General features: G+C 70.7%; 14 protein-coding genes and 1 riboswitch. Of the genes, 4 read left to right on the plus strand and 10 right to left on the minus strand.

Annotated elements, in window-relative coordinates; translation table 11 throughout:
- The first annotated feature begins 31 nt into the window (after positions 1-31).
- The 3 genes from ACWD04_RS01310 (at position 32) to ACWD04_RS01320 (ending at position 4262) form a co-directional block, all read left to right on the plus strand.
- The gene (locus ACWD04_RS01310; RefSeq protein ID WP_451126834.1) at positions 32-532 is read left to right on the plus strand and encodes a GNAT family N-acetyltransferase; all 501 of its coding nucleotides are present in this window, start codon (positions 32-34) and stop codon (positions 530-532) included.
- A 52-nt stretch (positions 533-584) separates the two neighbouring features.
- Positions 585-708, plus strand: a riboswitch (cobalamin riboswitch).
- A 141-nt stretch (positions 709-849) separates the two neighbouring features.
- Positions 850-3246 (plus strand): ribonucleoside-diphosphate reductase subunit alpha, encoded by a 2397-nt coding sequence (locus ACWD04_RS01315; RefSeq protein ID WP_451126836.1) that lies wholly within the window; start codon positions 850-852, stop codon positions 3244-3246.
- Positions 3246-4262, plus strand: coding sequence for a ribonucleotide-diphosphate reductase subunit beta (locus tag ACWD04_RS01320; protein WP_451126838.1), 1017 nt, complete (start codon positions 3246-3248; stop codon positions 4260-4262). Before ACWD04_RS01315 ends, ACWD04_RS01320 begins: the two co-directional genes overlap by 1 nt.
- On the opposite strand, the gene ACWD04_RS01325 is transcribed toward ACWD04_RS01320, so the two are convergent.
- Positions 4259-4468: a hypothetical protein gene (locus tag ACWD04_RS01325; protein WP_451126840.1), complete on the minus strand. Its 210-nt coding sequence runs from the start codon at positions 4466-4468 to the stop codon at positions 4259-4261. The genes ACWD04_RS01320 and ACWD04_RS01325 overlap by 4 nt on opposite strands.
- A gap of 81 nt (positions 4469-4549) precedes the next feature.
- Between ACWD04_RS01325 and ACWD04_RS01330 the strand changes: the two genes are divergently transcribed.
- Positions 4550-5524 carry a helix-turn-helix domain-containing protein gene (locus ACWD04_RS01330; RefSeq protein ID WP_451126842.1) on the plus strand — a complete coding sequence of 325 codons (975 nt, stop codon included), beginning with the start codon at positions 4550-4552 and terminating at the stop codon, positions 5522-5524.
- Positions 5525-5560: 36 nt separating this feature from the next.
- Here the strand turns inward: ACWD04_RS01330 and ACWD04_RS01335 are convergent, their stop codons facing one another.
- The 9 genes from ACWD04_RS01335 to ACWD04_RS01375 form a co-directional block, all read right to left on the minus strand.
- Positions 5561-6298: a D-Ala-D-Ala carboxypeptidase family metallohydrolase gene (locus ACWD04_RS01335; RefSeq protein ID WP_451126844.1), complete on the minus strand. Its 738-nt coding sequence runs from the start codon at positions 6296-6298 to the stop codon at positions 5561-5563.
- 170 nt (positions 6299-6468) lie between these two features.
- The gene (gene def / locus ACWD04_RS01340) at positions 6469-7107 is read right to left on the minus strand and encodes a peptide deformylase (protein WP_451126846.1); all 639 of its coding nucleotides are present in this window, start codon (positions 7105-7107) and stop codon (positions 6469-6471) included.
- Between the two features lie 92 nt (positions 7108-7199).
- Positions 7200-8192 (minus strand): tetratricopeptide repeat protein, encoded by a 993-nt coding sequence (locus ACWD04_RS01345; RefSeq protein WP_451126848.1) that lies wholly within the window; start codon positions 8190-8192, stop codon positions 7200-7202.
- 90 nt (positions 8193-8282) lie between these two features.
- Positions 8283-9575 carry an HD-GYP domain-containing protein gene (locus ACWD04_RS01350; protein WP_451126850.1) on the minus strand — a complete coding sequence of 431 codons (1293 nt, stop codon included), beginning with the start codon at positions 9573-9575 and terminating at the stop codon, positions 8283-8285.
- Entirely contained in the window at positions 9572-10915 is a 1344-nt protein-coding gene (locus tag ACWD04_RS01355; protein WP_451126852.1) for an HD-GYP domain-containing protein, read from the minus strand. Before ACWD04_RS01355 ends, ACWD04_RS01350 begins: the two co-directional genes overlap by 4 nt.
- A 139-nt stretch (positions 10916-11054) precedes the next feature.
- Positions 11055-11372, minus strand: coding sequence for a mycothiol system anti-sigma-R factor (gene rsrA / locus ACWD04_RS01360; RefSeq protein ID WP_451126854.1), 318 nt, complete (start codon positions 11370-11372; stop codon positions 11055-11057).
- Positions 11369-12025, minus strand: a complete 657-nt coding sequence (locus tag ACWD04_RS01365) for a sigma-70 family RNA polymerase sigma factor (RefSeq protein ID WP_033298180.1) — start codon at positions 12023-12025, stop codon at positions 11369-11371. Before ACWD04_RS01365 ends, rsrA begins: the two co-directional genes overlap by 4 nt.
- A gap of 312 nt (positions 12026-12337) precedes the next feature.
- Positions 12338-12991: an alpha/beta hydrolase family protein gene (locus tag ACWD04_RS01370; RefSeq protein WP_451126857.1), complete on the minus strand. Its 654-nt coding sequence runs from the start codon at positions 12989-12991 to the stop codon at positions 12338-12340.
- A 24-nt stretch (positions 12992-13015) separates the two neighbouring features.
- On the minus strand, positions 13016-13831 hold the full coding sequence (locus ACWD04_RS01375; RefSeq protein WP_451126859.1) for an SOS response-associated peptidase: 816 nt from the start codon (positions 13829-13831) through the stop codon (positions 13016-13018).
- Positions 13832-13852: the final 21 nt, after the last annotated feature.

Here is a 13852-nt window from a genome sequence, read left to right on the forward strand (position 1 = left end):
GCGCACATCTCGGCTGCGGCAGACTGCGCCCATGGACGTATCGATCGGACCGGTCCGGCCGGCTCAGTTCGAGGAGCTCGGCGAGATCACCGCGCAGGCGTATCTCGGGGACGGGCTGCTGGACTTCGGCGCCGAGGACCCCTACCTGGAGCAGCTCCGCGCGGTGGAGCGGCGGGCGGCCGAGGCCGAGGTGCTGGTCGCCGAGGACGCGGGCGGCCGCCTGCTGGGAGGCGTCACCTACGTCGCGCCCGGCAGCCCCTGGGCGGACATCGCCGGGGAGGACGAGGCCGAGTTCCGGATGCTGGCGGTCTCGCCGGAGGCACGTGGACGTGGTGCGGGCGAGGCGCTCGTACGGGCCTGTATCGACCGGGCACGAGCTGCCGGAGGGCTCCATGGGGTCGTCCTGTCGACGCAGCAGTCCATGCTGGGGGCCCACCGGATATACCGGCGCCTCGGCTTCGTACGAACCCCGGAGCGGGACTGGTGCCCTCTGCCGGACCTACCGCTCCTGACGTTCCGGCTGGAGCTCTGACCCACCACGACACAACATGTGGGGGCTGCTTCGATAGGCAGCCCCCACATGTATGCTCGACCTCGCTGTCGCCGCAGGGGAATCCGGTGTGAATCCGGAACTGTCCCGCAACGGTGTGATCGGTATGCTTTCGCGCATCCCGAAGTCCGAAGACCTGTCGACAGTGCGTCCGGCTCGACCGAACCGGACGCCGAGACGTCCGGGCCCCGCGGAGGGCCGGTGGACGCCGTGCGCCGTGCCGCCCCCTCCCCCGGGCGCCGCCGTGCCCGGCTGCCCCGCTCCCCGCAGGCCCTGAGCCGAGCGAGGGATAGCCCCCAGTGACCATCGCGCCCGCCGATCCGGTTTCAGCCGCGGAACCCGAAGGCCGCACGGCCGAAGCACCCGGGACCGCTCTGCTGCGGACCCTGACCGACCTCACCGCCGATCTGCCCGACACCGACCCAGGCCGGGTGGCCGCCGCCGCGCTGCGCGGCCGCAACGCGCGGTCGGACGAGGCCGAGCTGCGCTCGCTGGCCACCGAGGCGGCCGCGGGCCTGATCTCCGAGGACCCGGCCTACTCCCGGCTCGCCGCCCGGCTCCTCACCCGGGCCGTCGCGGACGAGGCGGCCGGTCAGGGCGCTGTCTCCTTCTCGGCATCGGTCGCTGTCGGGCATCGCGAGGGCCTGATCGCGGACCGTACGGCCGAGTTCGTCACGCTGCACGCCGCCGCGCTCGACGCGCTGGTCGACCATGCGCTCGCCGACGGCGCCGACGACCGCTTCGGCTACTTCGGGCTGCGGACGCTGCACAGCCGCTATCTGCTGCGCCACCCGCTCACCCGTGAGGTCGTGGAGACCCCGCAGCACTTCTTGCTGCGTGTCGCCGCCGGCCTCGCCGAGGACACCTCCGAGCGCGCCTTGGAGGAAGTGGCCGCGCTGTACGGCCTGATGAGCCGGCTCGACTACCTGCCCTCCTCCCCCACCCTCTTCAACTCCGGCACGCGCCACCCGCAGATGTCGTCCTGCTACCTGCTGGACTCGCCGCTGGACGAGCTGGACTCCATCTACGACCGCTACCGCCAGGTGGCCCGCCTCTCCAAGCACGCGGGCGGCATCGGTCTCTCGTACTCCCGCATCCGCGCCCGGGGTTCACTCATCCGGGGCACCAACGGGCACTCCAACGGCATCGTGCCGTTCCTCAAGACGCTCGACGCCTCGGTCGCCGCGGTCAACCAGGGCGGCCGGCGCAAGGGCGCCGCCGCCGTCTACCTGGAGACCTGGCACGCGGACATCGAGGAGTTCCTGGAGCTGCGCGACAACACCGGCGAGGACCAGCGGCGTACGCACAACCTCAATCTGGCGCACTGGATCCCGGACGAGTTCATGCGCCGCGTCGACGCGGACACCGAGTGGTCGCTGTTCTCCCCGGCGGACGCTCCCGAACTGGTGGACCTGTGGGGCGAGGAGTTCGACGCCGCCTATCGCGCCGCCGAGGCCAAGGGGCTGGCCCGCAGGACCATGCCGGCCCGTGAGCTGTACGGGCGGATGATGCGGACGCTCGCGCAGACCGGGCAGGGCTGGATGACGTTCAAGGACGCCTCCAACCGGACCGCGAACCAGACCGCCGAGCCGGGCCGCGTCGTGCACTCCTCGAACCTCTGCACCGAGATCCTGGAGGTCACCGACGACGGCGAGACGGCCGTCTGCAACCTGGGGTCGGTCAACCTCGGCGCGTTCGTCGCCGACGGCACCATCGACTGGGAGCGGCTGGACGCCACCGTCCGTACCGCGGTGACCTTCCTCGACCGGGTGGTGGACATCAATTTCTACCCGACCGAACAGGCCGGCCGGTCCAACGCCCGCTGGCGCCCGGTGGGTCTGGGTGCGATGGGCCTGCAGGACGTCTTCTTCCAGCTGCGCCTGCCGTTCGACTCCCCCGAGGCCCGCGCGCTGTCCACGAGGATCTCCGAGCGGATCATGCTCGCCGCCTACGAGGCGTCCTGCGACCTCGCCGAGAGGTCGGGCCCGCTGCCCGCCTGGTCCGAGACCCGCGCCGCCCGGGGCGTGCTGCACCCGGACCACTACGACACCGCGTTGAACTGGCCTGAGCGCTGGGACGCGCTGCGCGCCCGGATCACGAAGAGCGGGATGCGCAACTCCCTGCTCCTGGCCATCGCGCCGACGGCGACCATCGCCTCCATCGCCGGCGTGTACGAATGCATCGAACCGCAGGTCTCGAACCTCTTCAAGCGCGAGACGCTCAGCGGGGAGTTCCTCCAGGTCAACGCCTACCTGGTGGACGAGCTGAAGAAGCTCGGCGTCTGGGACGCGCGGACCCGGGAGGCGCTGCGCGAGGCGAGCGGCTCCGTGCAGGGCTTCGCCTGGATCCCTGAGGACGTACGGGCGCTGTACCGCACGGCGTGGGAGATCCCGCAGCGCGGTCTGATCGACATGGCGGCGGCCCGTACGCCGTTCCTCGACCAGAGCCAGTCGCTGAATCTGTTCCTGGAGACGCCGACGATCGGCAAACTCTCCTCGATGTACGCGTACGCCTGGAAGCGAGGGCTGAAGACGACGTACTACCTGCGTTCGCGCCCGGCCACCCGCATCGCCCGCGCGGCGTCCGGGACGGCCGCCACCGCTGCCCCGATCCCCGTACAGCAGGCTTCCGCTCCCGACGCGGACGCGATCGCCTGCTCCCTCGAAAACCCCGAGTCCTGCGAGGCCTGCCAGTAATGAGTCCCGACGAGAACAAGAACCTGCTCGACCCGGGCTTCGAACTGACCCTGCGTCCCATGCGCTACCCGGACTTCTACGAACGCTACCGGGACGCGATCAAGAACACCTGGACGGTGGAGGAGGTCGACCTCCACTCCGATGTCTCCGACCTCGCCAAGCTCTCACCCGGTGAGCAGCACATGATCGGCCGGCTGGTCGCGTTCTTCGCGACGGGCGACTCCATCGTCTCCAACAACCTGGTCCTGACGCTCTACAAGCACATCAACTCGCCCGAGGCGCGGCTGTATCTGTCACGTCAGCTGTTCGAGGAGGCCGTGCACGTCCAGTTCTACCTGACGCTGCTCGACACCTATCTTCCGGACCCGGAGGACCGCGCGGCGGCCTTCGACGCGGTCGAGGAGATCCCGTCGATCCGTGAGAAGGCGCAGTTCTGCTTCCGGTGGATGGACTCGGTCGAAAAGATCGAGAGGCTGGAGACGAAGGCCGACCGCCGGCGCTTCCTGCTCAACCTGATCTGCTTCGCCGCGTGCATCGAAGGCCTGTTCTTCTACGGCGCGTTCGCGTACGTCTACTGGTTCCGCTCGCGTGGTCTGCTGCACGGTCTCGCCACGGGCACCAACTGGGTTTTCCGTGACGAGACGATGCACATGAACTTCGCCTTCGAGGTCGTCGACACCGTCCGCAAAGAGGAGCCCGACCTCTTCGACGACGCACTCGAACAGCAGGTCACCGACATGCTGAAGGAGGCCGTCGAGGCGGAACTGCGGTTCGGCAGCGATCTGTGCGGCGAGGGCCTGCCGGGGATGAACACCGAGTCGATGCGTCAGTACCTGGAGTGCGTCGCCGACCAGCGGCTCGCCCGGCTCGGCTTCCCCGCGCTCTACGGTTCCGAGAACCCGTTCTCGTTCATGGAGCTCCAGGGGGTGCAGGAGCTGACGAACTTCTTCGAGCGCCGCCCCTCCGCGTACCAGGTGGCGGTGGAGGGGTCCGTCGGCTTCGACGACGACTTCTAGACCCTCGCCCAGGACCGGAGGTACGGGCGCCGCGTGGCCGTGACCGGTTGCGCGGCGTCCGTCCTTTCCGGGGGCTGTGCCCGGCTGCGTTGTGCCTCCCGCAGCGCACGGTCGATACGGCGCTCCCGCGCCAACCCGACGAGCGCGGGCAGCAGGACGAGGGCGAAAAGTGCCGCTATGAATAGGTAGCTCTGGAATACGTTCATGGCTCCACTGTCGTCCGTGCGCCCGGATTCAGGCAGTGGCAGGACTGTCACACACCATCGAATTGCTGCCACACTGACGTCATGCTGAAGAATGTCGCCGCCCTGCTGCTCGACGAAGTCCATCCCTTCGAACTCGGCGTCGTATGCGAGGTGTTCGGGCTTGACCGATCCGAGGACGGGCTGCCGGTCCACGACTTCGCGGTGGTGTCGGCGGAAGGACCGGTCCTGCGGACACACGCCGGGTTCACCATCAGCACCCCCTACGGGCTGGACCGCCTGGAGGAGGCCGATCTCATCGCCGTACCCGCGGGGAGCCACTACATCGACCGGGAGTACCCCGAGGAGGCCCTCGACGCCCTGCGCCGGGCAGTCGAGCGCGGCGCGCGGGTGCTGAGCGTCTGCTCCGGCGCCTTCGTCCTCGGCGCGGCCGGGCTGCTGGACGGCCGCCGCTGCACCACCCACTGGAGGCACTCCGACGAGCTGGCGCGCCGCTTCCCGAAGGCCGTCGTGGAGCCGGACGTGCTCTACGTGGACGAGGGTGCGGTCATCACGTCGGCGGGCACGGCCGCGGGCATAGACGCCGCACTGCACCTGGTCCGCCAGGCGCACGGCCCCGCCGTCGCGAACGCCATCGCACGCCGCATGGTGGTCCCCCCGCACCGGGACGGGGGCCAGGCTCAGTACGTCAAGCGTCCGCTGCCTCGCACCCGGTGCGACACGGTCGGCGACACCCTCGCCTGGATGGAGCACCACCTCGACCAGGAGATGACCGTCGAACAGCTGGCCGCTCAGACCCATATGTCGCCCCGGACCTTCGCCCGCCGTTTCCAGCAGGAGACCGGCACCACTCCGTACCGCTGGCTGCTCCGGCAGCGGGTGCTGCTGGCACAGCATTTGCTGGAGACCTCGGACGCGACCATGGACACGATCGCGGGGCAGACCGGCTTCGGGAACGCGGCGGCGCTGCGCCATCAGTTCGTACGTTCGCTGGGCACGACCCCGAACGCCTACCGCCGCACCTTCCGGGGGCCGGCGGACATGACCGAGGCCGCGTGACCGAGGCCGCGCGACCGGGCGGACCCCGGAGTGCCGTCAGATACCGCAGGCGGAGGCCGACCAGAAGTGACCGGGCCCCTGGTTCACGTGGATGTGGTCGCTGTGGCCGGCGTAACCCGGGCCGAGGATCCCGTTGAACCCGTGGTTACGTGCCTGCTTGGCGATGGTGCACAGCGAGTGCGGCCCGGAGCCCAGGTCGACGGCGTCACCGTAGAGATGGCGGCTGTTCGCGGCTCCGCCGACCGCCGCGTTGCAGGAGGTGGACCGGAAGCCACTGGTGACCCGGAGGGGCTGGTCACCCAGCGCGTGCCGCAGGGCCTGCAGCTTCCACATGCTGCTCAGAGCGTTGGCCCTGGCCGTGCCTGCGGCGACCGCTCCACCCGCCCAGGTGCTGTTGCACGTGTTGAGCTCGGGGTAGGTGAAGTTGACGGGGGTGCAGTCGTCGTCCTGGAGCGCGTAGAGCTTGGACTGCGTAGCCGGTCCGGCGATCCCGTCCGCGGCGAGGCCGTACGCGGACTGGAAGCGCTTGACGGCGGCGGTGGTGGCGGGGCCGTACGAGCCGTCGACGGCCAGCACGGAGTTGTATCCCGGATAGCCGGCCACCCGGATCTGGAGCTGGGTGACGTCATTGCCGGTGGCGCCGGGCGACAGGGTGCGGGTCCAGGTGTAACAGCCGTCGGCGTGCGCGGTGCCGGCGGTGACAACGGCACCACCGACAGCAAAAGCCATGGCCATGACAAGGGCGAGCAGCAGATGTGCGGTACGTCTGAGCATGGGTCTCCCTGCGAGGTGAGGCCTGGATAGGCGTGGGGACGAGCGTGGCGGACAGGCCGACGTGCGTCAACTACACCTCGGAGAACACTGGTTGACGAAGCCCTTCGCTCTCCCGCATCACCGGGGCGGAGAGGGCCCCGCGCGCGGCGAGGCGCCTCTCCGTACGGAAGTCAGTCGTTCGGGACGACTTCGTAGCGCGGGGTACCCTCCGCCATCTGCTTCAGTGCGTCCTTGCGGTCCCGCTTCGAGAGCCGGTCGATGTACAGGTAGCCGTACAGGTGGTCCGTCTCGTGCTGGAGGCAGCGCGCGAAGTAGCCGCTGCCCCGTACCTTCACCGCGTTGCCCTGGGCGTCCTGGCCGCGCACGACCGCGTAGTCGGGGCGCGCGAGCGAGGCGTACGCCGTGGGCACGGAGAGGCAGCCCTCGTTCGAGTCGTCGAGGTTGCGCCGGTCCGGTGCGAGATCCTCCAGCACCGGGTTGCAGATCGCGCCGACGTGCCGCACCCCGTCGTCGTCCGGGCAGTCGTAGACGAAGACCTTGCGGTCCACACCGATCTGGTTGGCGGCCAGGCCCACGCCCTCGGCCGTCCGCTGGCTGGCGAACATGTCGTCGATCAGCTGCGCGAGCTCGTCGTCGAACTCCGTGACGTCTCTGCACTCCTTGTGCAGAACCGGGTTGCCGACCACCGTGACCGGGCGGGAGGTGCCGCGCTCCCGGTGCGCCGCCTCACGCGCCTCGCAGTCCTCGGTGTCCACGAGGAATCCCTCGTCGTCCACACCGGTCTGCTCGTCCGTCTCCTGCTGCGACATGTCCGCCGTACGCCTTCCTGCAAACCTGAAACCCGTGATTACCCGCACCGGAATCGGTGCCTGTACAGCCTACGGGCACCTGCGGGCACCACTCAGCAGACTTCTTCGAGATCCCGCCACTCGCGGCTGTCCGGGCTGTCCGCCACCCAGCCGTCCAGCAACCCCCGCACCAGCCCGGCGGGGGCGGCTATGCCGCATTCTCGCTCCGGCACCCACAGGTCGCCGGCGGTCCGGTGGCCCAGGGGCCCGGGGTGCCCCGGCTCGCTGTGGTCGTGCGGGTCCAGGTGCTCGCCGTAGCCCTCATCGCTCTCCATCCGGCTCTCCGAACACGCGCGGCAGAGCAGCCGCACGGACGACGACCAGTCCTCGGCGGCGAATCCGGCATCGGAGGCGAGCTGCTCCAGTGCGTCCCGGTCGGCCTCGGTGGCGGCCTCGAGGAGCACCACCCAGGTGGGGACGGGAGAGGGTGCCCACAGCTCGATCTCGTCGAAGACCGGGTACGACGGCCCGGCCGCCGTGACCCGCTCGCCGTTCGGCACCCCGTCGTGCAGGACGACCTCGCCCCAGCGCCGCCCCGAGGACGGCAGCGGGATCGACAGCACTTCCATCCGTGCCGGGTCCAGCCTCCGGCCCCAGACGACCTCGGCCTCGCCTTCGGGGGAGAGCCGCACGGCCGCGCTGCCCAGCTCCATGCCCGTGGGCTCGCTGTTGGCCGCGGCGTTGTGCTGACCGCTGCCGGGCACCCTCAGCCCGTAGGCCTGCCAGGCCCGGCGCGCCAGCGGCCAGTCCTGCAGGGCGGTGGCGGCGATCCCGACGTTCCACCAGTCCGGGGCTCCCGCCCCCCGGTCGAGCAGGGCGACGGCGCGCAGGCCGGCGGCCCTCGCCTGCTCCCAGTCGTGCCGGAATTTGTGCAGCAGCGCGAGATTGAACCAGGACTCGGAGAGCCAGGGCTCCAGGTCCGCCGCGCGCGTCAGCAGCGCCCCCGCGTCCTCGTACCGGCCGTCGCCGATCAGCGTGAACGCGCGGTCCGTGGCCTGCCGCCAAGAGGCGGACGGCCTATGCCGTACCTTCCCGAAGATCCTCACGATTCCCGCCTGTCCCGACTGGACACCCTCTTTAACGCTCTCCTTCGCATCCAACCACGCCCGGCCGGACGCTCGCTCATTACCCATGGGTTACCCAGCCCGGACCGGGGTCAGACCGCCCCGTGCCAGAACTCTGGCCAGCGCTTCCACCACCTGCGGCTGGTAGTCATGGCCGGTGCCGAGCCTCAGCTGCTCCAGCGCCCCCAAGGGCCCTTTGACGCCTTCCCCGCACAGGTCGTCGTACGCGTTGACGGCACGGACGATCCTGGCGGCGGTCTGCTGTTCCCGGTACGGATCGGCCTGCTGCTCCACCACGACGGCGACCGCCGGATCCACTCCGGTCTGGCGGACCACCGCCCCTCCGAGCAGGGCGATCCGGCGCTGCTCGGCAGCCGGGAGGACCGCGGTCGCGCCATCGGCCACCGGGTCGACGAGCGAGAGCTGACCGATGTCGTGCATCAGCGCCGCGTACTCCAGCACGGTCAGCTCCGGGCCTGCGAGCCCCAGCTCCCTCCCGACGGCCGTCGAGAGTTCGGCCACCCGGCGGGCGTGCCCGTGCGGGGTGTAGCCCGCGATCTCCGTGGACCGGGCCAGCGAGGCGATGGTCTGCCGGTACGTCGTGCGGACGGCCGCGTACCGGCGGAACGACACCTGGGTGAGCAGCAGCGGTACGCACAGGACGGGCAGGGCCCACAGCCCAGCGACGGCGACCCCGAGCGCCATCACGGCACCGGTCGCGCAGACCGCCGAGCCGATGCCGCTGAGCGCGTGGAGTTCGTCACGGAGCTGCGGCCCGTACGGACGGGGCGTCCCCGCCGTGAGGGCCGCGAGGACGGCGTCGCACAGGGCGGTGAGGATCAGCAGCACCAGCAGGAAGAGGGCGAAGTACGGGCCCTCGCCGAACAAGCGTTCCGACCGGCCCGAATGGTGGAGCGGCTGAAAGCACACGGCGGCGAATGCCACCGCCAGTACGCGCCGGGCGGCCTGGTCGGGCCCGGGGCCGCTGCCGCGCGCCATATGGGGCACGGAGGCGAGCAGCTGCGCCGCGACAACGACGGTGACCACTTGGAGGACACCGTGCGCCGTGCCCTGTCCACCGCTGCGCCCGAGCAGTGCGTACGCGAGTGCTCCCGCCGCCCCCAGAGGCGCGGGCTCCCGCTCCCCGGGCAGGGCACCCCAGCGGGCCAGCTCACCGACGGTGACCAGGACTCCGAAGGCAAGGGCGTGGCCGGGCTCGACGACGCCGTTCCACAGGGTGTGCCCGAGCGCGACGACCGCGAGGACGAGGGCGGCGCCACGGACCGCGAGGACGGGCGGAGACGGGCGGACCGGGGTCACCCCTGCTGTCCCGGCCGGCCCGGGGACCCGGTGGCGGACGGTCATGACCCCGCCCGCTGGTGCGGCAGCCCGGGCGGCTCCTCGTCCGAGGTGACCGTGTTGGCCGCGGCGGACCAGCCGTGGCGGTCCAGGGCCTGGGCCAGAGCGCACACCATCCGGGGGTCGAACTGGCTCCCGGCGCAGCGCCTCAGCTCCTCCACGGCCGCGGGAACGGGCCGCCCACGCCGGTAGGAGCGCGTCGAGGTCATCGCGTCGAAGGCGTCCGCCACGGCGACGACCCGGGCGAACTCGGGGATGCTGTCACCGGCGAGGCCGTACGGATAGCCGCTGCCGTCGAGCCGCTCGTGGTGGTGCAGGATCGCGGCACGCGCCTCGTCCAGGAAGCCGATGCCCCGGACGATCTCGTGGCCGTACTCCGGATGCAGTTCGATGACGCGGCGCTCCTCGGAGGTGAGCGGCCCGTCCTTGCGCAGGACCCGCGTCGGGACGCCGAGCTTGCCGACGTCGTGCAGGATGCCGGCGAAGCGGAGAGCTTCCGTCCGGCTCTCCTTCATGCCGAGTTCGCGCGCGATCAGCTCGGAGGCGCGGCCCACCCTCTCGCTGTGTCCACGGGTGTACCCGTCCTTGATGTCGACCGCCTGCACGAGCGCCCTGATGGTGGCGCGGTGGGCGGCGTGCTGGCGGTGGTACTGCGCGAAGACCCAGCAGGAGATGTACATCGGCAGCAGGACGACCAGAGCGGACAAGGGCCCGTAGGAGCTGCGCCACAGGACGGCCATCATCAGCCCCGCCAGCGTGTGCACCATGTGCGGCCCCACGGAGCGGGCCGGCAGCCCGCGCCAGGCGTGTCCGACGGCCACGCGCTCGGCCGTGACGAGGATGCCGCCGTCCAGCGCGGCCAGTACGAGGCTGAAGACGAGCGCCGTCGCGCAGGCGGGGAGGAGGGCGTACGGAAGGTCTGGCACGGCGCCCCCCGAGGCTCCTCCGAGCGTTGCCGGGCCGCCGAGAAACGCGTACGTCCATGAGGCCGCCCCCACGGTCAGGGCGAGCTGGGCGGCCCTCCAGACGCGGCGGGCCGTGGCGGGCGGGCGCTCCACGCGGCCGGCGAGCGCACCGGGTACGGCGACGAGCACGGCGGTGGACGGCGGCAGCAGAAATGCCGCGGCGAGCAGCAGGGGGAAGAACGATCCGGCACTGACCGGCACGGAGCCGCCGAGGACGCGGCAGCGGCCGGGGAGTTCACAGGCCAGGTAGAGCGTGGCCAGGAGGCCGAGGGTGCCCCAGGGCGTGGCGGCACCGGGCGACAGTGCGGGCAGGGCGCAGAGTGCGGCGCAGACCGCCGTGCACAGGATATGGGCGCGTGCCGCCCCCGGTGTGCCCCTCACCCGTACCACCCGCCCCCAGCCTGGTCGATGGAGGCGCCAGGCTAGCGAGTTGGGGGTTCATCAGGTCTCGAACGGGCTGGATTAGCACGTTCGGGTGACACGACCGGGGGTCAGCGCTCGGCGCCCGGGTGGTCGGCCTTCACTCGGCGGCGGCCGGACGGTCGACGCCGCCCATGGCCACGTCCTGTTCGGGCACGGCCTGGCCCGAACGGATCAGGTCGATCCGTCCCATCACCTTCGAGCGCAGGTCGGCGGGGACGTCGTCCTGCCCGCAGCAGCGCTTGACCAGTTTCTTCACGGCTTGCTCCAAGCCGTACTTCTCCAGGCACGGGGAGCACTCCTCGAAATGCACCTCGAACTTGGTGCAGTCGCCCTCGGGCATCTCATGGTCGAGAAACTCGTAGAGATGATCGAGAACCTCTGAGCAGTCCGTCTCGTGCGGCTCTCCGCAGCTCATGAGGCCGAGCCTTTCCTGTCGTCCGACTCACCGGCTCCGGCCGGGACGAGCCCGCGCTCACGCGCGTAGTCCTCCAGCATGCCGCGCAGCTGACGGCGTCCCCGGTGCAGCCGGGACATCACCGTACCGATGGGTGTCCCCATGATGTCCGCGATCTCCTTGTAGGCAAAGCCCTCCACATCGGCGAGGTACACGGCGATGCGAAACTCTTCGGGGATCGACTGCAGGGCGGACTTCACATCGGAGTCCGGGAGATGGTCGAGTGCCTGGGACTCCGCCGAGCGCAGACCGGTCGACATGTGCGACTCCGCACGCGCCAGCTGCCAGTCCTCGATCTCCTCGGCGGCACTCCGCTGGGGTTCGCGCTGCTTCTTGCGGTACGAGTTGATGAAGGTGTTGGTGAGAATGCGGTACATCCACGCCTTGAGGTTCGTGCCCTCACGGAACTGATGGAAGGAGCCGTACGCCTTGGCATACGTCTCCTGCACCAGATCCTCGGCATCCGCGGGGTTGCGCGTCATGCGCAGCGCGGCCGAGTACATCTGGTCCAGGTATCCGAGGGCGTCCCGCTCGAAGCGCGCGTTGCGCTCGGCAGTCGTCTCCTGCGCACGGCCGTCGTCGGTCCCTGTGTCGGTCCCAGTGACCGGACCCACCTCCTCCAACGATGTGGCGGAGCCGAAACCGGACCCGCTAGCATCGGAGAATAGTCGACCTTGCCTCTGCGCGGGCTGTCGATCGGTTCCGCCCGGGGCGCGCGCCGGAGTGCTCGTGGCCGCGTGAAGGACCGTCCACTCCAGTTCAGCGGCGTTCGAGCGGCTCGGGCAGATGGTCGAACCCATGCGACGGACTCCCTCTCCACGTACGACGTTGTTGTACCGACATCAGCCACAACAGCCGCCCCGCACGGCGCATTCCCAATGCTTTCGCGGGTGCCGGGATCGCGAGGGCCGCTCCATGGCCGGTGGTCAGGAGAGCCCGTCCAGCCACTCGGCCACCGCGTCGGTGAGCAGGTCCATCGCCTGATCCTGGGTCAGCGGGGCCTTCTTCGGTACGACGAAGCCATGGTCCGCGTACGGCACCTCGACGAGCCCGTGCTCCCCCGGGGGAAACTCCTCCGGCCGCCCGAACGGGTCTCGGCCTCCCTGCACCACGAGGATGGGGCCGCCCGCGCCGAGCAGTTCGTCCGCGCGGGACTTTTCCGGCCTGCCCGGGGGGTGCAGCGGGAAGCTCAGGGCGAGAACCGCGCGGGCGCTGAGCTCCGCCGCCGTACGGCAGGCCACCCGGGCCCCCGCGCTGCGTCCCCCTGCGACGACGGGGAGCCCCGGGGTCGTCAGCGCCGGCCACAGGCCCCGCCAGCCGGTGTCCAGGGTCCGGGGCGCGGGCGCCAGCTTTTTTCCGGCTACCCGCCACGGCTGCTCCACCAGGGCCACGGTCACCCGGCGGCCCGGGAGCACGGCGGCCAGGGCCTGGAGGTCACGGGCCTCGATGCCGCCGCCCGCTCCATGGCTGACGGCGAGCACCAGACGGGCCCTCTTCGCGGGGATCCAGGTGATCCTGGCCTCCCCGGCGTCCGTGCCGATGCTCCCGGTCTTCCGCGCTGTCGCTGTAGTACGGCTCACACTCCCATCCTGCCGGGTACCGGGTCAGAAGAGCGTGCTCACCTCCGGCGCCGCCAGCTCCTCCAGGAGTTCCGGGCCGTTGTTGCGGACGTTGCTGACGGCGGTCGCCACCGGATAGGCCCGCATCAGTCCGCCGGGCGGGGGCTCGAGCAGCGGCTTCAGCTCGTCGACGTCGGTGCGCGACGGGTCGAGCCATGCGTCCCAGCGGTCCGGGGTCAGCATCAGCGGCATCCGGGGGTGGATGTCGGACAGCGACGCGGGCCCCTCGGCGGGCGCCACCGCGAGCGGGGCCGTCTCCGCCTCGGTGGTGATCACCGAACAGGTCACCCACCAGGCCTGCGGATGGTCGTCGGGCAGCGTCCGGTCGCGCCAGAACTCGTACAGGCCGGCCATCGCGAAGACGGAGCCGTCCGCGGGGGTCACGAAGTACGGCTGTTTCCGGGCCCGCTTCTTCTTCCCCTTCTCCTCCAACTGCCGCTCGTCGGCCCCGGTGACCCACTCGTAGTAGCCGTCGGCGGGCAGGATGCACCGCCTCGACACGAAGGGGCGGCGGAAGGACGGCTTCTCGTGGACGGTCTCCGCGCGCGCGTTGATCATGCGGGCGCCGCCCTCCGGCGACTTCGACCAGGACGGCACGAGTCCCCACTTCAGCGCACGCAGCTGGCGAACCGGACGCCGGTCGTCTGCGTCCTTCACAGGACGGTCCAGAACCGCGTAGACCTCCTTGGTCGGCGCGACGTTCCAGTCGGGCTCCAAGGTCTCCGTGGGTTCCCACTTCTCCACGCCGAAGAGCCCGGTCAGGTCCTCTGGCCGCCGACTCGCCGCATACCGTCCGCACATAAGTGCCAGACTGCCACGACA

Source organism: Streptomyces sp. NPDC002911 (assembly GCF_053591835.1).

Excerpts from the sequence above, each read along its gene's own strand:
- ACWD04_RS01310 (WP_451126834.1), top strand. The coding sequence starts at position 32 with ATGGACGTATCGATCGGACCGGTCCGGCCGGCTCAGTTCGAGGAGCTC.
- ACWD04_RS01320 (WP_451126838.1), top strand. The coding sequence starts at position 3,246 with ATGAGTCCCGACGAGAACAAGAACCTGCTCGACCCGGGCTTCGAACTG.
- ACWD04_RS01325 (WP_451126840.1), bottom strand. The coding sequence starts at position 4,468 with ATGAACGTATTCCAGAGCTACCTATTCATAGCGGCACTTTTCGCCCTC.
- ACWD04_RS01330 (WP_451126842.1), top strand. The coding sequence starts at position 4,550 with ATGCTGAAGAATGTCGCCGCCCTGCTGCTCGACGAAGTCCATCCCTTC.
- ACWD04_RS01335 (WP_451126844.1), bottom strand. The coding sequence starts at position 6,298 with ATGCTCAGACGTACCGCACATCTGCTGCTCGCCCTTGTCATGGCCATG.
- def (WP_451126846.1), bottom strand. The coding sequence starts at position 7,107 with ATGTCGCAGCAGGAGACGGACGAGCAGACCGGTGTGGACGACGAGGGA.
- ACWD04_RS01350 (WP_451126850.1), bottom strand. The coding sequence starts at position 9,575 with ATGACCGTCCGCCACCGGGTCCCCGGGCCGGCCGGGACAGCAGGGGTG.
- rsrA (WP_451126854.1), bottom strand. The coding sequence starts at position 11,372 with ATGAGCTGCGGAGAGCCGCACGAGACGGACTGCTCAGAGGTTCTCGAT.
- ACWD04_RS01375 (WP_451126859.1), bottom strand. The coding sequence starts at position 13,831 with ATGTGCGGACGGTATGCGGCGAGTCGGCGGCCAGAGGACCTGACCGGG.